At 42.2% G+C, this 20509-nt stretch carries 16 protein-coding genes and 1 tRNA gene; 7 read left to right on the top strand and 10 right to left on the bottom strand.

The window, feature by feature from the left end; all coding sequences use genetic code 11:
* Window positions 1–75: 75 nt before the first annotated feature.
* From NBH15_RS04110 to NBH15_RS04100, 3 genes are all read right to left on the bottom strand, one after another.
* Window positions 76–1293, bottom strand: a complete 1218-nt coding sequence (locus tag NBH15_RS04110) for a bifunctional 3,4-dihydroxy-2-butanone-4-phosphate synthase/GTP cyclohydrolase II (protein ID WP_007655333.1) — start codon at window positions 1291–1293, stop codon at window positions 76–78.
* A 7-nt stretch (window positions 1294–1300) separates the two neighbouring features.
* Window positions 1301–3241, bottom strand: coding sequence for an LptF/LptG family permease (locus NBH15_RS04105; protein ID WP_244050728.1), 1941 nt, complete (start codon window positions 3239–3241; stop codon window positions 1301–1303).
* Between the two features lie 102 nt (window positions 3242–3343).
* Window positions 3344–3727: an START-like domain-containing protein gene (locus NBH15_RS04100; protein ID WP_122328081.1), complete on the bottom strand. Its 384-nt coding sequence runs from the start codon at window positions 3725–3727 to the stop codon at window positions 3344–3346.
* A gap of 198 nt (window positions 3728–3925) precedes the next feature.
* Here NBH15_RS04100 and NBH15_RS04095 point away from each other — a divergent pair.
* From NBH15_RS04095 to NBH15_RS04080, 4 genes are all read left to right on the top strand, one after another.
* Window positions 3926–3999: transfer RNA gene (locus NBH15_RS04095), tRNA-Met, on the top strand.
* Between the two features lie 205 nt (window positions 4000–4204).
* Window positions 4205–4585: a GntR family transcriptional regulator gene (locus NBH15_RS04090; protein WP_007655329.1), complete on the top strand. Its 381-nt coding sequence runs from the start codon at window positions 4205–4207 to the stop codon at window positions 4583–4585.
* A gap of 5 nt (window positions 4586–4590) precedes the next feature.
* Window positions 4591–5484, top strand: a complete 894-nt coding sequence (locus tag NBH15_RS04085; protein ID WP_128135420.1) for a slipin family protein — start codon at window positions 4591–4593, stop codon at window positions 5482–5484.
* Between the two features lie 23 nt (window positions 5485–5507).
* On the top strand, window positions 5508–6506 hold the full coding sequence (locus tag NBH15_RS04080; protein ID WP_010801717.1) for a BF3164 family lipoprotein: 999 nt from the start codon (window positions 5508–5510) through the stop codon (window positions 6504–6506).
* Between the two features lie 2 nt (window positions 6507–6508).
* Here NBH15_RS04080 and NBH15_RS04075 read toward each other — a convergent pair whose 3' ends face one another.
* The 7 genes from NBH15_RS04075 to NBH15_RS04045 form a co-directional block, all read right to left on the bottom strand.
* Window positions 6509–7831 (bottom strand): sensor histidine kinase, encoded by a 1323-nt coding sequence (locus NBH15_RS04075; RefSeq protein WP_250822057.1) that lies wholly within the window; start codon window positions 7829–7831, stop codon window positions 6509–6511.
* A complete protein-coding gene (locus NBH15_RS04070) occupies window positions 7828–9189 on the bottom strand; it encodes a sigma-54-dependent transcriptional regulator (RefSeq protein WP_010801719.1) in 1362 nt (453 codons plus the stop codon). Before NBH15_RS04070 ends, NBH15_RS04075 begins: the two co-directional genes overlap by 4 nt.
* A 55-nt stretch (window positions 9190–9244) precedes the next feature.
* Complete coding sequence (locus NBH15_RS04065; RefSeq protein WP_244050281.1) at window positions 9245–10516, bottom strand: ABC transporter permease; 1272 nt, start codon at window positions 10514–10516, stop codon at window positions 9245–9247.
* A 2-nt stretch (window positions 10517–10518) separates the two neighbouring features.
* A complete protein-coding gene (locus NBH15_RS04060) occupies window positions 10519–11784 on the bottom strand; it encodes an ABC transporter permease (RefSeq protein ID WP_250822056.1) in 1266 nt (421 codons plus the stop codon).
* Window positions 11785–11802: 18 nt separating this feature from the next.
* Window positions 11803–12471, bottom strand: coding sequence for an ABC transporter ATP-binding protein (locus NBH15_RS04055; protein WP_128135417.1), 669 nt, complete (start codon window positions 12469–12471; stop codon window positions 11803–11805).
* Between the two features lie 593 nt (window positions 12472–13064).
* A complete protein-coding gene (locus tag NBH15_RS04050; protein WP_244050280.1) occupies window positions 13065–14003 on the bottom strand; it encodes a FimB/Mfa2 family fimbrial subunit in 939 nt (312 codons plus the stop codon).
* Between the two features lie 1083 nt (window positions 14004–15086).
* Window positions 15087–16025, bottom strand: a complete 939-nt coding sequence (locus tag NBH15_RS04045; protein ID WP_250822055.1) for a FimB/Mfa2 family fimbrial subunit — start codon at window positions 16023–16025, stop codon at window positions 15087–15089.
* A gap of 204 nt (window positions 16026–16229) precedes the next feature.
* On the opposite strand from NBH15_RS04045, the gene NBH15_RS04040 reads away from it, so the two are divergent.
* The 3 genes from NBH15_RS04040 to NBH15_RS04030 all read left to right on the top strand — a co-directional run bounded on the left by NBH15_RS04040 (window position 16230) and on the right by NBH15_RS04030 (window position 20496).
* Window positions 16230–16409, top strand: coding sequence for a hypothetical protein (locus NBH15_RS04040; protein ID WP_233567524.1), 180 nt, complete (start codon window positions 16230–16232; stop codon window positions 16407–16409).
* Between the two features lie 206 nt (window positions 16410–16615).
* Window positions 16616–18682 (top strand): response regulator, encoded by a 2067-nt coding sequence (locus NBH15_RS04035; RefSeq protein ID WP_250822054.1) that lies wholly within the window; start codon window positions 16616–16618, stop codon window positions 18680–18682.
* Between the two features lie 887 nt (window positions 18683–19569).
* A complete protein-coding gene (locus NBH15_RS04030; RefSeq protein WP_128135413.1) occupies window positions 19570–20496 on the top strand; it encodes a FimB/Mfa2 family fimbrial subunit in 927 nt (308 codons plus the stop codon).
* The last annotated feature ends 13 nt before the right edge of the window (window positions 20497–20509 follow it).

The following is a 20509-nucleotide window of genomic DNA, read 5'->3' as shown; positions in this document are numbered from 1 at the left end:
GCTGTTTGTATAGGTTATTTTAAATAGTTGCGACAAAAGTAATTAATAATCGGATTCTTTGCAACAAATTGCTAATTATTTGATGTTATGGAGAACATGTCCCATACGCTCCTTTTTTGTCTTCATATAAAATTCATTATATTTGTTCGGAGTGACTTCGATAGGAACGTTTTCCACAATTGTTAAACCATAAGCTTCCAGGCCTACACGCTTGATCGGATTGTTTGTCATCAAGCGCATTTTGGTGATGCCGATGTGCTTCAGGATCTGTGCTCCGACGCCATAATCACGTTCATCAGCCTGGTGTCCCAGATGCAGGTTGGCGTCTACCGTATCCAATCCCTCTTCCTGAAGTTTATAGGCTTTCATTTTATCCATCAGGCCGATGCCGCGTCCTTCCTGGTTCAGGTAGACGATAGCTCCGCGTCCTTCTTTTTCAATCATTTGCATGGCTTTGTGCAACTGTTCGCCGCATTCGCAACGCATAGAACCGAAGATATCGCCGGTTGCACAAGATGAATGTACGCGAACCAAGACCGGTTCTTCTCCGGATATATCACCTTTTATCAAAGCGATATGCTCCAATCCGTTACTTTTCTGCCGGAAAGGGATCAGGTGGAAATGACCGTACTGGGTTGGCATATCGACTTCTACACCTTTGTCAACAATGGATTCTGTTTTCAGGCGGTAGGCAATCAGGTCCTTAATACAAATGATCTTGATATCGAACTTTTTAGCTACTTCCACTAATTGCGGCAGACGTGCCATTGTTCCGTCTTCATTGATGATCTCGATCAATGCCCCCGCAGGATAGAGGCCGGCCAGACGGGCCAGGTCGACAGCTGCTTCGGTATGACCGGCACGACGGAGCACACCGCGTGAACGGGCTCGCAGCGGGTTCACATGTCCCGGACGTCCCAGGTCAGACGGCTTTGTCTGCGTATCAGCCAGTGCACGGATCGTTTCGGCACGGTCGAACATGGATACACCGGTCGTGCAACCTCCGCCCAGTTTGTCGACAGTTACGGTGAACGGTGTCTCAAGCATAGAGGTGTTTCTGGCAACCTGCATATCCAGGTCCAGTTCCTGGCAACGTTCTTCGGTGATCGGGGCGCATAATACACCACGACCGTATGTCATCATGAAATTTACTTTTTCGGGCGTTATCTTTTCCGCAGCAACAATGAAGTCCCCTTCGTTTTCACGATCTTCGTCGTCAACAACGATCAGGAATTTACCTTCACGAAAATCTTCGATTGCTTCTTCGATGGTGTTTAATTTGATCTCACTCATATCTTTTTTAATTTTTAATTTCTAAGTTCCGGATCATATCTTCCAATTCGCGGCTTGTTTTTTGTACTACTTGTATATCATGGCGTAATAATTTACGCTGGTATGTAGCAAGCAAATAGACCGGAAGCCCGACCGGGAAAAATATTCCGAATGCCAGTCCGATCTTTCCGTTGATATTTGCATTCAGTTGGTTGTATCCGCCGATAACGGGATAATCCATCAGTTTGTTCAGTACCAGATTCTGATCGGAGTTACCCAGTTCTTCAATGATACCTTCCATTTCTGTAGCCAGCTGTTCTGCCGTATGATCCTTTCCGCCTTGTTTCCAGAAAGTGAAATAGTTCAACCAGCGTTTATGGCTTTTGAGATATTCGGCACAGTTTTCCGCCAGCTTATCCAGGCGTGGCAACATGGCTGCATAGTCAGGATTAAAAATGATTACCTCTTTTTTCTCCACTTTACGTCCGGCCCGTTTACCTATAAAATTCTTTATGGCATTCAGATAAGTGTCCGCATTCAATATAACACTGTCATTAACAGCCTTATAAGTCAGGAAAATCCCTAGTGGTGCCAAAATAGCGGAACTCAGCCACATTCCTTCCCAGGCTTCCCATATACCGTCGCGTGCCATTTTAAATCCGATATTATCTATAATATAATAGAATATAAACAGGATTACGGAAATAACGACCGGCATTCCCAGTCCTCCCTTACGGATAATCGCTCCCAGTGGGGCACCGATAAAGAAGAAAACCATACAAGCGAAGGATAAGGTGAATTTCTTATGCCATTCAGTCAGGTGGCGGCGTACTTTGTAAGCCTCGTCTCCTAATGTTGCAGCTTTGAAATAATAATCGGCCTTTACACTTTCAATGTTTGATTTGGCACGGACCAATAAGGCGGCTTGCCCGCTTGGTGCTTCGGCTTTATACAAACTGTCGAAATTGATTATTTTGACCGGTTCGTTTGATATTTTGGTCAGGGAATCAGTATCGTTTACTGTTGCAGTATTGCCGGTTCCCATTTCTGCTTGTTGGGATAATTCCCTTTTTGGTTTGGAGAATGTCTTTTTATAAGACATGTCATACACATTTTTGGAATTGATCGCCTTGATACTGTCGAGCCGTACGGTCATGGAGTCAATAGAAGTCTGTAAATCCTTCAGTTGCTTACCCATATATTGGTTTTGCATAAAAGATTCATCCGTGCGGGTGAAGTTTGCATCGAAATCTATCAGAATATCTTTGGTGCTGAATGTCTCCCTGCGGTAGGGAACAGCTGTTTTCCGGTTGTTACTGCCTGTCTGGCCTTCGGACAGGTTTTCAAACGACTCCCCATTAAAAAGGGATAAGACCAGAAACAGCTTGTCCGCAGATGTTTTCAGTCTGCCGGAGTCTGCAAGGATCACACGTGCGTTATTGAAACCTTTCGAATAGTCATAGATCATGACATCTTTCAGCAATCCGGTCTGATTGTTTTTTTCTTTTACATATACATTATATCCTGTGATTTCCCCATAAAATACACCTTCCGGAATATCCAGCTCCGGCGACTTCTGGCGCATGGAGTAGAGAAGGGAATATAGTTTCACCTGTACGACAGGCATTGCATTGTTCTGGAAAAAGAAAGCGCCGATACTGATAATCCCGATTGTGATGATCAACGGCCGCATGATATGTATCAGCGATACTCCGGCAGATTTCATCGCCAGCAATTCCAGGCGTTCGCCCAGATTACCGAAAGTCATCAGAGATGCAAGCAAAATGGCCAAAGGTAAAGCCATGGGGAGGAGGAATAAAGCAGCATAAAAAAACATTTCGCCGAGCACAGGAATCCCCAGTCCCTTTCCCACCATGTCGTCTATGTACCTCCAAAGGAACTGCATGAGTACAATAAACAGACAGATACCGAAGGTCATAATGAACAACGGCAGGAAAGTCTGCAGCATAAATGTATATAATCGTTTTATCTTCAACATTGCCTATCCGGGTTGACGGGGCAAAAGTAGTGTAAAAAACGATAAGAACATTACATTATTCTCTAAAACAACCTAAATCCCGAGTGTACGTTTCAATTCATAGACTTGCGAGTCCCATAAATTGATTGAATCTTTCTTTTCATCCGGCTCGGCAAAGTCGGTTATTTCAAGAGCAGTTGCTCCGGTAAGTTCAACCGTGTGAATTAAAAATTCGAAGTAGACATTATCTTCTTCCTCATCTGTCCACCGGTAACGGATACTAATTTCCGGTTTTATCGACAAAACCTCTGCCTCCTGCTCATCCCTGTTCCACTTAAAAACATACGTGTTGTCATTGATCGTTACGTCATCAGCAAACCAGGCAGACAATCCTGGAGGGGTAGTGAGGTGATTCCATAAACTTCGTCGCGAAACTTTATCGAAAATGTATTCGATATGAAACTTCTCTTTTTTCATCTTTCATACAATTATTTGCGCAGCAAGTTACTCAAAAGATTCATATTTCCCAATATTATTAGAGTAAAAAAGCTTCTAATTTTTAACGCCTTAGCTGAAAGCCCTGAAAAATAAAAGATTTTTTTTCGCAAAAGTGTTGCATAATATAAAAATAACCTCTACTTTTGCAGCGTCAATAAGAAAAGTTGACGACATGATGGCGAGATAGCTCAGCTGGTTAGAGCGCATGATTCATAATCATGAGGTCCCCGGTTCAATCCCGGGTCTCGCTACTGCAAGGTTTACAAGAAATTGTAAACCTTTTTTGTTTGTATCTCCTCTGTTTCTTATCTCTCCATTTAAGCTATTATTCGGATAAATCCTGCGAAATGTACTTTTTTTGAAAAAATATTGCTAAAAAGTTTGGCGGAGTGATTTTTCTTGTATCTTTGTCATATAATAATAGTACAATGTTTCTATAATATAATATACATCTATATGATTAAGTTTTTATTGGATTATTCCAGCGGCGTACCGGTGTACCGTCAGATTATCGACCAGATCATATTTGGCATAGCATCCGGACAACTGAAATTGGGTGAACAGCTTCCTACAGTCAGGGCACTTGCTGTGGAACTGAAGGTAAACCTGAATACGGTATCCAAAGCGTATAAAGAATTGGAGATCAAAAATATTCTGGAGACTCAGCAAGGTACCGGCACTTTTATCAACAAAACAGAAAATGTGGTGTCGGAAAAGGAAAGGGAAGATAAGCTGAAAGAGATTTGCATGCAGTTTTCTTCCGTAGCGTTTAGTTATGGCTTTAATCTGGATGAAGTCATGCGGGAATTAAAAGACATTGAAACCTCTAAAAAATAATAGTTATGACAACAAATGTAATTAACAAGGGATGGTTTAATCCAATTTCTCTTACAGTATTGCTGGTATTGATTTCTGTATCGATCATTCTGTCTGTTTTACAGATTGTAAATGTTCAGGTCTTTGTGCTCTTAATCCTCTTTTCCGGATTATTTGCTACTTCTATCCGCATTGCCGACCAGTGGGAGCGGGCAGTGGTGTTGCGAATGGGTAAATTCAAAGGTTTAAGAGGCCCTGGCCCATTCATGATTATTCCTATTATAGATAGTGTCTCTGCTTATATCGACCAACGTGTGAGGGTAAGCGCTTTTAAAGCAGAGCAGACCCTGACCAAAGATACGGTACCGGTGAATGTGGATGCTGTTGTGTACTGGACGGTTTGGGACGTTGAAAAAGCTGCTTTGGAAGTTCAGGAATATCAAAAAGCCATCGAACATATTGCACAGACCGGTTTAAGAGACACGATCGGTAAACACGAATTATCCACTCTCTTGCAGGAACGTGATAAAATAGCCGAAGACCTGCAACATGTCCTGGACCGGAATACAAATCCCTGGGGAATCACTTGTCAAACCGTTGGTATTAACGACATCGCCATACCTCAGGACCTGGCCGACGCCATGAGTAAAGAGGCACAGGCCGAGCGTGAAAGAAGAGCACGCGTCATCCTGGGAACGGCCGAGACTGAAATTGCCGAAAAGTTTGAACTGGCTAGTCGAAAGTACACGGATAACCCGGTAGCCCTGCATCTCAGGGGAATGAATATGTTGTTTGAAGGCTTGAAAGAAAAAGGCTCTATGATTATTGTCCCCAGTTCGGCGCTCGATTCCATGAACCTGGGTGCCATGGGAGGTTTGGTTTCGTTGGCAAAAAGCAACGAGGCGTTTGCACACGAATGATATTTGTCTTAAAAATAGCGATTATGCGAGTTTACCTTTTTATTCTAGTATTATGTTGCTGTTTATTAGCCTCATGTAGTTCGATTGGTTCCGGTTTTCCCCTCGAAGAAACATTGACACAGGAATTAATGCCTTTGCAGGGGATAACCAATCCTATGCTGGTAGAAATAAAGTCTCCTTTTCTTATTTTAAAAAATTGGAAGATGCATGATAGTATATTTCATATATATGATCTTACCAGCCATGAATTGAAATGGGTTTTTGGTACAGAAGGACAAGGGCCGGGAGAGTTTATATCTCCGTCATTATTTCAAACGCAGCTCCCCGGTATTCTTATCGGTGATTTTGGAAAAAATGAGGTTATTCGTTTCGATATAGATCGAAACGGACAACCTGTGTTCAAAGAATCCCAGAAACTGGTTTATGACAATGCCCTCTATGATGCAGCCTTTATTAATGATTCTTTATATATTGCAGATCCTAAGTATATGCTTATTCCCAGTCTGTATCTTTTAGCTAGGGGGGATTCATTACCACGGAAGATATGGACATACAGAAATCCAAACATACTGGATTATTCGTTAGATCCTGATAAAGGTGAGGTATATGCGAGTGAAAACCATATTGTTTTTTGTTACAGTTATAAGAAGCAGATTGATTTTATGGATACTGCCTTTAACCTTGTCAAAAGAGTGAAATTTGAGTATGATGATCCGACTGATATTACAGGAGATAATTATGATGATGTCAAAATTAGTTATACTAGAGGATATTTAGGTAAGCGTTATTTCTATGCTATGTTTTTGGGAAGATCATGGAAGAAACATCGCGAAAATTTTACTAAGGGAACTTTTCTTGAAGTATTTGATTTGGACGGTAATCCAATAATCCGATATTATTTGGAAGGAAAGTGTCCGAGTAACTTTGCTGTGGACGAAGAAACTTTCACTCTTTATGGAGCAACAGAAGACGGGGAACCGGAAGATTATTTATTAATGTACAAATTAAAAGGACTGTCATAGCTTTATGAATATATGCCATCGGCAGTGGGAAAGAATATTTTAAATCGCGTATATCCCTCTTCTGTCGACAGGCTGAATCGGCATCGATGGTTTGTCAGTACCTCTCTGACAAACATCAGGCCGATCCCCTGTCCGGAAGATTTGGTGGTGAAGAAGGGGGTGAAAAGTTTTTGTTTGGCCTCCTCGCTTATTCCGGGACCATTGTCTTCTATAATAATGGATAAGGGGGAATGGTGAGTACTGATTTTTATCCTGCCGTTTTCCCCGATTGCCTCGTAAGCATTTTTGATGATATTGACCAGAACCTGTTCAAACTGGATGCCGTCTACGTGGATATATTGATCATTATCGGTCAGGGATAAAGACAATTCTATATTTCTTTGCCGGCATTCGATGCTGGTCAGTGAATACACCGAACGGGCCTGCTCATTCAGGGAGATCAGGGAAAAAGTCGGTTCGGGAATGCGGATAACCTGCGCCAGGTTGCTGATAAAACTGGCCAGATGCCCGCAACGGTCGAAAGAGGCCTCGATAGCCGGCAACACATATTCCCATTTGTTGCTCCCGTCCTGCTTGAAAATATCGGCGACAACATTCAGCGTGGAACCGATCGCCCCGACCGAATTATTCACCTCGTGAGACATCATACGGATGATGCGTTCGTATGAATCTTTCTCTATTTTAAGCAGTTCATGTGTGATCTCTTCAATCAATATGAAAGGATGGTTGAATCCCTGGTCGATAAAAGACGAACGGATACAACGGTATACTTTGTTTACCGAATTGCGGACCATCACATCGTCGCCCTGCTTTAATTGCCCTAAAGCGGGGGCCAGTTCGAATGTGGAATCGTTGAAAGTCTTCCCTTTGATTTCTGAAATATCGGAAATGTTTAATAGTTTCAACCCCGAAGGGTTTACTTCTACGATCTGTTTATCAAAGTTCAGAATGATAATCCCCTGTGGCGATGCGTGGATAAGCAGGTCAAGGAACTGGTTTTTTTCGCGTACTGCCAGTCGTTCACTCCGTAACTGTGAGATCATCCGGTTGAAAATCCCAATCAGTTCGTTGGCATCTTTATTTTTGACCAGACGTAAATGGGTTGAGAAATCCTGGTCTTTGAGTAATTGCATTCCGCTAAGCAGAATGTGATAGGGCTTGACCAGTTTATGATAGATAAAGGTAGCCAGCAGGAGCGATAAAATGGCAATGCACTGTATTACCCAGAAAGGAATCGGTTCATTCCGGAACAAAACGAACCCTATACCGCTCGATATACAAGCGATAAAGGCCGCGATCGTCCAGAATATCCATTTCGATTTCATTCGGGGAGTTTAATGTCGTACTTTTCGAGGCGGCGGTATAAAGTCTGTCTGCTCAGTCCCAATGCCGCAGCTATCCTGGAATGATTACAACCATACAATTCGACCGCTTTTTGTATCATGTTCCTTTCCACCATTTCGAGGGAGAGGATCGTGTTTCCGCCGGCAGGTTGGCTGGCAGGAACTTCAATATATTGCTGTTTGAAATCAATATCTGTGATGACATCCTTTCCTGAGATAAGAATTGTCCGTTCCACCAGGTTTTTCAGTTCGCGGATATTTCCGTGGAAAGGCAGTTTTTTCAGATATCCGAATGCTTCCTGCGATATTTCCGCTTCAGGCAGATTGTTCTGTTCCGCCTGTTTGCGGGCAAAATATTCAACCAGCAGGGGAATGTCTTCGGGACGTTCGCGTAAAGCCGGCATCTGTATGGTGATCAGGTTGATCCGGTAGAACAGGTCTTCGCGGAATGTACCTTGCGCCACCATCTCCGGGAGATTCTTGTTTGTCGCACAGATGATACGGGTATCCACCTGCCTGGGCTTGCTTTCGCCCAGCGGTTCGAATGTCTGGTCTTGTAAAACTCTCAATAGTTTTACCTGGCAAACCAGATCCAGTTCCCCGATCTCATCCAGAAAGATCGTCCCTTTGTCCGCCAGTTCGAACCGTCCGGTCCGGTCGTGGCGGGCGTCGGTGAAGGCACCCTGTTTATGGCCGAACATTTCACTTTCGAACAGCGACTGAGAAATGCCTCCCAGATTGACTTTGACAAACGGCTTGCCCTGCCGGTTGCTGTTTTCGTGGATTGCTTCGGCAATCAGTTCCTTACCTGTGCCGCTTTCGCCGGTGATCAGCACAGGGGCATTCGTCTGGCTGATACGTGAGATCGTATTTAAAACCTGTTGCAGAAGAGGAGATCTGCCGATGATCTTGTCAAAACGGTCCGTTCTTTCCGTTTTCCCGTTTTTCGGGTCCGGATTTTTTTCTTCGCTGTCCCTGAGTTGTATGGCTGTTTCTATTGTTTTCAGCAAAGCCAGGTTGTTCCAGGGTTTCGTGATAAAATCGAAAGCACCGGCACGTATGCCCTGGACAGCGAGGTTGATGGAACCCCAGGCCGTGATCAGGATAACCGGGACTGCCGGGCAAAATACCCGTACTTTGGCAAGCAGTTCCAGTCCTTCCTCCCCGGTCGTTGTGTTGCTATAATTCATATCCATCAATATCAATTGCGGACAGGTATGGCGCACGAAATCAATGGCCTCCTGCTGGTTTGCTGCCGTAGCCACTTCATATCCGGCCCGTTTCAGGACCAGGGTAAGCGAAGTCCGTACCGTTGTATCATCGTCACAGATAAGTATCATAACTTTTGTCTTTTTTGTTGATAGTTGTCAACTGTATTTTGTAAAGTTATAAATTTTATTCATCCCGTAAAGCCTCTGCCGGGGGAATCTTTGCGGCTTGCCGGGCCGGGTACCATACGGCTATCAGGGATATCGTTGCCAACAGACCGAAAGTCAATACATAGTTGATAAACTCCTGTTCCATTCCTATGCCTGCCTCCATTCTGTTGGAGATAGGGATGTCCAGCAATTCCAGTAATTCCGTCTGATTGATGTTAAGGCAGATATTTACACCCACCACACTGGCGATAAATAATATCAGCAATGTCTCCCCGAAAATCATCCGTTTTACTCCCTGCCGGGTTGCCCCGAGTGCCAGCCGCAGGCCTACTTCGCTCCGGCGTGTCTGCGTCCGGTACCAGAATGTCCCGATAATCCCCAGGAATATATTCAGGATCAGAAAAGCTGTGATGGCATATATCCCGTTCAGGTCGCCTGTCGGCCAGTTCATTTCTCTTGCATTTTTCGTCGATGAAAAGACGGAAGCCAGAAAATAAGGCCCCAGCATCAGTTGGTCACGCATTTCCCGGGTAAACCGTTCCGCAAAATCCTTGTCGGCTTCCGGACTTACACGGATATATATCTGCATATCCGCCAGGTCATATTCTTTTTTATCCAGCGGTTGTATCATATTGCTGTAAAAAGAATCGAAATAACCGTCTTTCATTTTATCGGCAGTTCCGATAATAGTGTAGACCGCCTTGTCATAGGTGGCGGTTAATTGTTTTGCGTCGGATAGCGGTACAGCATATTCCGAAGAACCGAACTCCCCGTTCCGGCCGGGGCTGATCACGATCTTTCTTGTTCCCGGTATCCCCCAATCGCTGAGGTTTTTGACCGTGTTTTTTATTTTGAACACATCGAAGAAACTGTCGCTGACCCATCTCATCCGTAGGGTTACCATATTGGCTGTGTCTTCATTAATATAATAACTGCTCATATAATTCGACCAGGCAAAAGGAGCGCCCCATTTCGAAAAACTCACACTTTCCACTCCCGGATAGTTGTTTACACGATTCAGAAAAGTCATAGCTAGCGCTTGTTTGTCCGTCTCTTCCGTCTGCCCGTCTTCTGTAGGGAATGCGGCACTGTCTGCCGGCTTTCTCTGCATATTGATCTGATAGGTATGTTCTATGTCGAAACCATTCGGTTCAAAATAACATTTTCCCATATAGAAAAGATAATCGACGCAAAACCAGAGTACACAGAATACAAGTACATACTCTAGGGTGATCCACGCATTCGTTTTACGTTCGTTCCAGATGATTTTAAATATGTGGCGTATCATAATCAGTTATCATTTTGATTGAGTGAATTAATAATTTTCATTCGTGAAGCCCGGTAGGCCGGTATTCCCGCAGAAAGCAGGTTGATGACCAGGCAGACGGCAAATACCGCCAGCAGGACCGGGATGGAAATCAGCGTATTGACCGGTATCGTACTGCCGGACGGAATATCGAGCAACCAGTCCCGCATCCGGAATACTACAACGTACGACAAGATCAGACCGATCACCCCGCCGATCAGCGAAGTAATCAGATTTTCAAAAAGCACCTGTATCAGGATCGTATATCTTTTTGCACCGAACGCTTTCCGTATCCCGATTTCTTCCGTCCGTTTTTTCATGCGCGAAAGACTCAGTCCTGAGAGGTTGATAGCCGGTATCAGCAAAAGTATCAGCAGGATGAAGATCATTTTCCTGTTCTGGATGGTGATCGATTTCGTAATATCCTCGACGCTGTTCCCCCAGATGTCTTTCTGATAGAATTGGTTGTCCAGCGGTCCTTTCATAAAAAGCGTCCAGGGTACATTTTCTATGTTGTATTTTTTCTCCATATTTCTCACCTCTGCGGTTATTGCCGCAAAATCACTGGTTTTTTCAGCCATTATAACCACATCGAAATATAGGTTTTCTTTTTTCAGGGATGAATAGGGGACCCATAGATCTCCGTAAGCCCGTTTGAATACCGGCGACACATCCTTCACGATTCCTATGATCCGGTATGGTTTGAAGTTGACCAGAATCGTTTGTCCGAGTGCTGTTTCTCCTTTGAATGCTTTTTTTGCCAGCGTTTCAGAAACGACAGCGACGGATATTCCGGAATTAAATTCCCCTTCGTTGAACGGACGTCCTTTTATAAAAGAAAAAGAAAATATTTTCCAGTAAGTGGCATCGGTGAGCCTTTGGCCTGCATTTATAATCTCGCTGGACCCTTCCCGGCTGACCAGTGTGGACGGGCGTTTGGGATCTACCGAATTAACGGCCGAAACATAGCGCGGAGTTTTCAACGGATACAGGTAATCTTTTACGACATCATACGATAGAGTGCCCGATTGCCAGCTGTTTTTTGTCGTGTCTTTTTTTACCTGGTAGTTGATATGTAAGGTTCGCTCCCTGTTTATTTCCGGTGTTGAACTGATGCCTTTTATTTCGTCGGCCACAATGATTGTCATAATCATCATGATTGCAAGTGCCGTTCCTATGATTGCGATGGCGCTGATAAACTTGTTTTGTTTCAGCATCAGCAGCGACTGTTTGAAATATATCCTGTACATAGTGGTTCCTTTATAAAATTATTCAACTCGTCTTCCGTCGAAAAAACGGACAATGCGTTGCGTCGACTCGGCAATATGCTCGTCATGCGTGACCATTACTATGGTTGTACCATCCTCATTCAACTGAAACAGAAGTTCCATAATCTCCGAACCCATTTTGCTATCCAGGTTTCCGGTTGGCTCATCCGCCAGAATGATCTGCGGATTCCCGACAATGGCCCGCGCCAAAGCTACACGCTGGCATTGTCCACCCGATAACTGTGTAGGTAAATGTCTCATCCGGTGTGATAGTCCTACCTTCTCCAATACTTTTTCAGCAGCTTCCCGTCGGCTTTTAGCCGTTGAATTACGGTAGAGCAGGGGCAGTTCTACGTTATCCAGTACATTCAGTGAATTGATCAGGTGAAAACTCTGAAAAACGAATCCCAGCATTTTGTTCCTGAACTCAGCCATTTCTCCGTCTTTCATCTGTGTGGTTTCCGTCTCGTTGATCAGGATTTTTCCCTGATCCGGCAGATCCAGCAATCCCATTAGATTGAGCAGGGTACTCTTTCCGCATCCCGATGGCCCCATAATAGAAAGAAACTCACCTTTTCTGATTGTGAGATTCACATTTTCAAGTGCAGTGGTTTCTACTTCCGTTGTGCGGTATACTTTTGTTATACCTTCCAGTTTGATTATTTCCATATTATCCTCAGTTTATCTGTCTCTATAGTAACAATGTATATGCCAAAACCCTATTGTGTTGAAAATGAGTGTCCGCTTTATGGGGAGGGTGTCCGAATACGGACAAATTTGTCCATAAACCGGAATAAAAAAAGCCCGCATTCTCAGATTGTCGTTTATAAACAACTTGAGAATGCGGGCTTATTAATTATGTAACCTCACGGTTATATTAATTAAGGTTTGCTTGCGGAATTAAGGGTTCACACAAGCAGAGTATAGGGTAAAATTTCACAAATTGTATTGTGTCTACAAATGTACTATGTTTGGTTGTATTTGTAGCACGTGTATTTCTATCATACGTGAGAGGTGTACCTGTCAATCTTTGTTTTGATTTATTGTGTGGGTGGTAAACATCTCAGTTGTGATCTGTTTGCCTATGCTATAAATGTAGACGTTGTAAAACAACGCTTATGTTATGAAAATTAACACATGTGTTACTATCATAAAGGGCGGTAAAGCTATCACGGAGAATCGCATATATGAAAAAAAACGGCGCACACGCGGAACTATCCGAATGTGCGCCTTTATGCATATAAAAAATTGAGGGTCAAATTTTAACCAATTGTAACATGTTGAATAACTGTACCCCAGTCTGTTACAACAATATTGCAATTATTTTTTGAGAGGTCAAAAGTAATTTCTGACTGTTCTCCTTCGTTTACAGACACTTTCTCTGAATTTTTGACATTTTTTGAAGAAAGGATCATGTTATCGTCTTTGTAAAGCTCTATAGTCACGTCGGAAGCTGGTAAAATAGCTGTGTTGTCAGCAATAACATTACCTTTTGCATCCATGGTTGCGGGGATGATATATTCAATTTCTTCACCTGTCAATTCACCGTTGTGATCAAAAGAAGCTTTTGTTTTCTTTACTTTATAATAAAAATTACCTTCTCTGGAGTCAAGGACTTTAATAACGCCTTTTGTGATCAGAGAAATAGAAGACACTTTGCGTTCGATCTTTAAAGTTTCAGCACTCGCCTTGGTGGAAGTGCTCTTTAAAGTAACCTGTCCGTAGAATAAATCTCCCGGTAAAGCGGCTGCAACGCCGTTGTTCTGCTTCAGGCTAACCTGTAGGTCAGAAATAATATTCGCTTTGCTCATGGCGCTGATATTTTCGCTATCGGAAGAAAGACCTGCCCATGCAACAACTGTGATCTGTTTTGAACCCGGACAACTGATCTCAACCGTTTTTGCCTGTAACAAATAAGTTTTGTCAAGAGACACTTGTGTGTAGTAGTCACCATTCTGATCAAAAACGAACAGAGTAGTCTGGTCTACGTCACCCTTAACAGTAATATCTTTGTTATCGGAATAAGCTTTCAGTACAACAGAGAAAGGAGCCTCGGTCTGAGAATCAGCGTTTTCAATTACGCCTTCGTCAATACCTGAGTAAGAAGAATCGCTATCAGCGGAACAGCTAGTGAAAGAAATTGCTGCAATCAGTGTGCAAACAATAAACAAACAATTTGTGAAAATTCTACCCTTTTTCATGACCTTAATTTTTTATATGCTTAAATTACCCTATACTGTCCAAGAGATTTTCTATCCGGTTAAGACCCTCATCAAAACCTTTTGTCTCTCGTTGACATTGCAAATATAGATACAAAAATGATATGATTATCAAATACATTGACAATAAAAGTTAAAACAATCAAGAAAGTTGCTGAAAGTATCACATTGGGTGGTGTAAAACTCTCAAAAGGCGGTAAAAGAGTCATTTTATACTCTTAAAATGAAAATGTATTTGATTAAAATATATTGGATGGCGTGATATGAATACATATTATATGATAGAAATACAACCTGTGTGGGGCGGGGATTTGTTGATTTGGCGATGGCGTTGTTGGTTTTTCTATATAATAATGTGTACATCTGTTTTTTTTGTGGGGAAGATATTTCTATTATTATCAGATATGAGCTATTTAACTATCAACTGGTTGTAACTGACTCCCCTCTAGAGAGGGGGAAGGGGGTGTGTCATATTCCCGCCTATACAACCTTCATAATCAGAGTTACTTAACTATTACAGGTTCATTTGCCGTCTGCTTCAGCTGACGGTTTACAAATTGTTTCTCTCTTTTGGCTTCAGCCACATTTCTTTTAGATAGAGATCTGTAAAAAATGTGACTAAAGTCCGGAGAAATAGATAATTTACCAATCCGTCAGCTGAAGCAAACGGCAAATAAACCTGTAACAAGGTCTGTTTTATTGACTGGCTTTAACACACCCCCTACCCCCTCTCAAGAGGGGAGTCAGTTACAACCGGTCACCATAGCAACACACTAAATAGTTCAATTATTTCTAATATCTCTTCTTTAGGTGGGGGTGGATTGAATGATATGGATTGGTTATTTTACGAAGGGTGGTAAATGTGTCATATATGATGTATTTGCCACTGATATTGATGTGAATATTGTAAATCAATGCTTTTGATATGTAAATTAACATATGTATTACTATCATAAAAGGCGGTAAAGCTATCACGGAGAATCGCATATATGAAAAAAAAGCGGCGCACACGCGGAACAATCCGGATGTACGCCTTTATGCATATAAAAAATTGAGGGTCAAATTTTAACCAATTGTAACATGTGTGATGACTGTGCCCCAGTCAGCAACAACAATATTGCAATTATTTTTTGAGAGGTCAAAAGTAATTTCTGACTGTTCTCCTTCGTTTACAGAGACTTTCTCCGAATTTTTGACATTTTTTGAAGAAAGGATCATGTTATCGTCTTTGTAAAGCTCTATAGTCACGTCGGAAGCCGGTAAAATAGCTGTGTTGTCAGCAATAACATTACCTTTTGCATCCATGGTTGCAGGGATGATATATTCAATTTCTTCACCTGTCAATTCACCGTTGTGATCAAAAGAAGCTTTTGTTTTCTTTACTTTATAATAAAAATTACCTTCTCTGGAATCAAGCACTTTAATAACGCCTTTTGTGATCAGAGAAATAGAAGACACTTTACGTTCGATCTTTAAAGTTTCAGCACTCGCCTTGGTGGAAGTACTCTTTAAAGTAACTTGTCCGTAGAATAAATCTCCCGGTAAAGCGGCTGCAACGCCGTTGTTCTGCTTCAGGCTAACCTGTAGGTCAGAAATAATATTCGCTTTGCTCATGGCGCTGATATTTTCGCTATCGGAAGAAAGACCTGCCCATGCAACAACTGTGATCTGTTTTGAACCCGGACAGCTGATCTCAACCGGTTTTGCCTGTAGCAAATAAGTTCTGTCAAGAGACACTTGTGTGTAGTAGTCACCATTCTGATCAAAAACGAACAGAGTAGTCTGGTCTACGTCACCCTTAACAGTAATATCTTTGTTATCAGAATAAGCCTTCAGTACAACAGAGAAAAGAGCCTCGGTCTGAGAATCAGCGTTTTTAATTACGCCTTCGTCGATACCTGAGTAAGAAGAATCGCTATCAGCGGAACAGCTAGTGAAAGAGATTGCTGCAATCAATGTGCAAACAATAAACAAACAATTTGTGAAAATTCTACCCTTTTTCATGACCTTAATTTTTTATATGCTTAATTACCCTATACTTTCGAGAGATTCTATCCGGTTAAGACCCTCATCAAAACCTTTTCTCTCATCTTGATGTTGCAAATATAGAGACTAAAATGATATGTGTATCAAATATAGTGGTAATAAAAGTTAAAACGATCAAAATAATTGCCGAAAATATCAAAATAGGTGGTGTAAATGTCTCAAATGAGTGGTATAAGTGTTATTTTAGCCCTTGAATCTGGTTCTGGTATTGATGTGTTTATCTCTTATTTGATAGAAATGGCTTGTGTGAGTGATACGAATACACCTGCTTTTGTTCTGCCGGTTAATAATAGTGCTTATTTCTGCTCCGGTCAATCCCTTTATTATTCTAAATATCACTGACAGATTGGTTTGAATATCGGAAATTGTGCGAAAAAAATATGATAATCATTTCTTTTTACGCAAATAATCTTGCATTGATGTTCGCTAAACGAAAATTTATTATCATCTTTGCATAGATGATTATACACAGTTGTGAGGAGATTTTACTGTTGGTTCTGAAATACTCGGGAAAAAATTATCTTAGAAATTAAAATATATATATCATTATGAATAATAGAACTTTGTTCAGGAAGTGGTCTGTCTTTCTTGCATGCTTTGCTTTTTGCGGTCAGCAGGCATTTGCTGCAGGAGACTCCGCTAACCCTTTGGAGATAACTGTTCTTGTAGTGGTCATTCTTTTGGCATTGTTGTTTGTCCTGGCGGCTTTTTATTTAAGAAAAATGTATGCCGGTTTTTCAAGCCAGTCCCAGAAGGCGGTAAAGGAAAAGGAGTTGCTTGCCCTGAGCCAGATTGAAACTGAGCAAAAAAATAATGAGTTGGAAGCTGCTAAGAAGGAGTTGGAGGAGCAGAAGGAGGCTATTGAGTCCAAAGCGGCAGAACTCGAATCTGAGAGAAATGAACTAGAATCTCAATATAATGTATTGTCAACAGCGAACAAAGAGCTGGTTCAGAAACTTTCCACGCAGGAGACGATGATCTCTACGCTGAACAGCAATAAAAAAGACCTGGAGCAGTTGCTCGTCACCAAGATCAAGGAGAGCGATGCCATGCAGCGGGAGGTTGCCGACAGGCTTTCGGAAGCTGAGTCCCGTTTGAAGGATGCCGAAATGATCCACGATAACTTCTTTATCGAGACAATCCACGAAATGCGTACGCCTCTTTCACTGGTGCTCGGTTCATTGGCGTTGGTGGTGCAGAATAAGGACGACGAAAAGGATATGTCCACCCAATTACTTTCGGCTTATCGTAACACACTTGCTTTGCAGGACCTTGCCGACCAGTTGATCGGGACCCGCCGGGCAAATGATGTTGCCAATTATCTGCGCATCGCCCGTTACGACCTGGTGGAAATATCCCGGCAGATCTGCGACCTGTTCGTCGACTGGGTTGCGATGAATAATGTCGATTTCCAAGTCAACACCCAGACGGCCATGTTATGGATCTGGCTCGACCGTCGTAAAATGGAATATGCTTTACGTACATTATTATCTAATGCATTTAAGAATACATTCGTTTACGGCAAAGTCACGCTGGATATTTCCGTCGTGAGGAAAGACGGGAAAGCATATTGCTCTCTGTCCGTACAGGATGAAGGGTTGGACGAGAATGAAAGCGCCCGCCGCGGTTTGAGGCAGGTGCACGATATGGTGGATGATATCGGCGGATTTTATAGCAACGAAACGACTTCGTCGGGCACTGTCTATACATTATTAATACCGTTAGGCAAACAGCACCTGATGGAACGTCGGGTGGAATTTGTAGAACCCGAAGCCGACCTGGTGAGATTGAACGACCGTCAGAAGGAAGAGATCGCCGAATTTATCCAGGTTGTCCCGCAGAAAAAGCTCACCGGCAAGAAAATCCTTGTCATCGATGACAGCGACCAGATCCGTTGGTTCCTGAAACATGTCTTTGCCAAGGAATATGAGATACTCGAGGCCCGTAATGGGGAGGAGGGAATAAAAGTTGCCTTTGCCAACAATCCGGACCTGATCCTTTGTGACGTGATGATGCCTGTGAAAGACGGTTTTCAAACCTGCAAGGAATTAAAGGCTGATCCGCGCACTTCGCAGACGCCGGTTGTCATGCTGACGGCAAAGGTGGAGAGCGAAGACATCATCGTCGGTCTCGAAGCCGGGGCGGACGATTATATCACTAAGCCGTTCGATGTGGAGATTCTTCGCAGCAAACTGAACAACCTGGTGAAACGCCGCGAACAATTGAAGCAGTTCTTCACCAAGTCGCTGGCAGGAACAAGCGCGCCGGATACGGATGAAAGCGATTCCGCCATACCGAGCAATCCGTTTATGGACCTGGTTGTTAAAAATATCGAGATGCATCTTGACGATTCCACCTTTGAGGCAAAGGTGCTCGCAGACTCATTAAACATGAGTCTGCCGACATTGTATCGTAAAATTAAGCAATTCTCTGATTGCAGTATCCTGGAACTGACCCGTACGATTCGTTTGAAAAAGGCAGCCGAGTTGATCCAGACGCAGCAGTATTCGGTGCAGGAAGTCGCAGAAATGGTCGGCTTCAACGACACGGCCACTTTCCGCAAACGTTTCACGGAACAATACGGAACGACGCCTTCGCAATATGGGCAGCCGTAAGATTTTATATTGTACGGATTTTAAATCTGTCGAAATGTTTTGAATAATTTGATTTATGTATCAATATGCTGCATAAATACTTTATGTGGTAACTAGAGAATCTTCCGGAATTGGTCTTTCGGAAGATTTTTTGTTACAATAATTAACGGTTCGATTCTGCTATAGCCCGCATCCAGTTCGTTTAAGAGAAATTGCCATCTCGTTTAAAACGAATTTTTTTTCGTTTTAAATGGATTGACGGTTTATTCAAAGCAAAAATCAATGTGAATATAAGTTAATTGAAGACTTTTAGAAAGATTTTTTACCCTCAAATTCTATGTTTTACGACATTTTATTCTTCTGGAATGTTCGAAAAACAAGTTGTGGTGTGAGTGATATAATTGAGGGAATTTCCTGTATATATCAGAAAAAAGTTTCGAATAGCCTGTTTTTTGGTTTTAAGTAATATTGTAATCCTGCTATTGCTGTCAATCTGATGAAATTAAACTCTTCGACATTTGCATAAAAAACGCCATCTCTGCCGTATGGCCGATATAATCTCTTCAATAACCACTTAAAATAGCATTTTGATATTTTATAAGTCGTTTTTCGTTATGAGGGTCTGTCAGGTGAGTAATGTGCCAAAGTGATAATCGAGAAATCTGTACTATCAGACAAAATCCTGGAATTTAAAGGCTGATTTATAGTTTTGCCTATTTTATGATAGAATCGCCTTTGCCCGAAAAGTACATAATTTATCCTCTTTTTGAAGATGATAGTTTTATCTATTAAGATAGAGAGAACCACCTATACCCCATCCTTTTCATAACAATTACTTTTGCTACATGAAAATAAGGTAAAATATAAATATAAGGATTAGGGTAAAGTCAATCCGAAATTATTAGATTATGGAGCATAATAAATTAATTACAAAACAAACCATTTTTTTGGCGTTGGCGATTGTAGCTCTGTTTGCTACAAGTTGCGTAAAAGACGACTTGGACGCGTGTCCGGGTTTGACGCTCAAAGTTGTGAATCAGGATAATGATGATGTCACTCCGCTGGGTGCAGTATCCTCTACAACACTCTATGTATTCGATGAGAATTTGAAATTACTGGAAACTCGTCTTTTAGACGAGACTCTGATTAAGAACCGTCAAAGCATACAGCTTAATTATCCGGTGAATACTAAACTGCATTTGGTTGCGTGGGGTAATCTGACAAAAGAAAATCAAATTGTTCCGGATGTAAAAAGCGCTGAAGATCTGAAGATCATGCTGAATACTAAGAATGGGCAGGCTGAGTCGCCGGATGATTTATTCTATGGCTCTAAGGATTATACTATCCAGCCCGGCGATAATCAGGAAATTGTGATTGCTCCGAAAGTAGGACAGGTTACTATGGTTACCCAAGGCTTGCAATACGCTATTAAAAATAATCCCGGTTTACGTTCTGCCTCTGCTTCCGATTATGAGTTTCAGTTGAATAAAACATTAAGCGGCTATAATTATAGAGGTGAACAGATCGGTGACAGCGTTTATTATAAACCTGAAAGCAACTGGGACGAAACGGCTACCGAATGGATAACGCCCGAACCTAGTAATGTTTGTGACGGGCAGCGTCTATCGTGTTCTTTTATAGGTGCAGATGGGATAAAACAGACCGTTGATCAATTCGAATATAAAGGGGTAGTTGGTCCGATTGACGTAAAAGTTTACGAAAACATTCAGATACAGTTTGAGTGGAATGACGAAGGAGCTTTTGTCGGTGCCAAAGTAACTGTTACTCCCTGGGGAGTTGTGGAAGATAATCCTGATTTGAAACCTAAAAATTAATCAATCATGATAA

It is taken from the genome of Parabacteroides caeci, assembly GCF_023656795.1.
Taxonomy (GTDB): Bacteria; Bacteroidota; Bacteroidia; order Bacteroidales; family Tannerellaceae; genus Parabacteroides; species Parabacteroides segnis.
Note: the sequence above shows the minus strand (reverse complement) of the source record. Positions and strands in the feature narration are given on the sequence as shown.

Excerpts from the sequence above, each read along its gene's own strand:
- NBH15_RS04075 (WP_250822057.1), bottom strand. The coding sequence starts at position 7,831 with ATGAAATCGAAATGGATATTCTGGACGATCGCGGCCTTTATCGCTTGT.
- NBH15_RS04085 (WP_128135420.1), top strand. The coding sequence starts at position 4,591 with ATGACAACAAATGTAATTAACAAGGGATGGTTTAATCCAATTTCTCTT.
- NBH15_RS04105 (WP_244050728.1), bottom strand. The coding sequence starts at position 3,241 with ATGCTGCAGACTTTCCTGCCGTTGTTCATTATGACCTTCGGTATCTGT.
- NBH15_RS04110 (WP_007655333.1), bottom strand. The coding sequence starts at position 1,293 with ATGAGTGAGATCAAATTAAACACCATCGAAGAAGCAATCGAAGATTTT.
- NBH15_RS04065 (WP_244050281.1), bottom strand. The coding sequence starts at position 10,516 with ATGATACGCCACATATTTAAAATCATCTGGAACGAACGTAAAACGAAT.
- NBH15_RS04050 (WP_244050280.1), bottom strand. The coding sequence starts at position 14,003 with ATGAAAAAGGGTAGAATTTTCACAAATTGTTTGTTTATTGTTTGCACA.
- NBH15_RS04040 (WP_233567524.1), top strand. The coding sequence starts at position 16,230 with ATGAGTGGTATAAGTGTTATTTTAGCCCTTGAATCTGGTTCTGGTATT.
- NBH15_RS04055 (WP_128135417.1), bottom strand. The coding sequence starts at position 12,471 with ATGGAAATAATCAAACTGGAAGGTATAACAAAAGTATACCGCACAACG.
- NBH15_RS04090 (WP_007655329.1), top strand. The coding sequence starts at position 4,205 with ATGATTAAGTTTTTATTGGATTATTCCAGCGGCGTACCGGTGTACCGT.
- NBH15_RS04045 (WP_250822055.1), bottom strand. The coding sequence starts at position 16,025 with ATGAAAAAGGGTAGAATTTTCACAAATTGTTTGTTTATTGTTTGCACA.
- NBH15_RS04030 (WP_128135413.1), top strand. The coding sequence starts at position 19,570 with ATGGAGCATAATAAATTAATTACAAAACAAACCATTTTTTTGGCGTTG.
- NBH15_RS04070 (WP_010801719.1), bottom strand. The coding sequence starts at position 9,189 with ATGATACTTATCTGTGACGATGATACAACGGTACGGACTTCGCTTACC.
- NBH15_RS04035 (WP_250822054.1), top strand. The coding sequence starts at position 16,616 with ATGAATAATAGAACTTTGTTCAGGAAGTGGTCTGTCTTTCTTGCATGC.
- NBH15_RS04060 (WP_250822056.1), bottom strand. The coding sequence starts at position 11,784 with ATGTACAGGATATATTTCAAACAGTCGCTGCTGATGCTGAAACAAAAC.
- NBH15_RS04080 (WP_010801717.1), top strand. The coding sequence starts at position 5,508 with ATGCGAGTTTACCTTTTTATTCTAGTATTATGTTGCTGTTTATTAGCC.
- NBH15_RS04100 (WP_122328081.1), bottom strand. The coding sequence starts at position 3,727 with ATGAAAAAAGAGAAGTTTCATATCGAATACATTTTCGATAAAGTTTCG.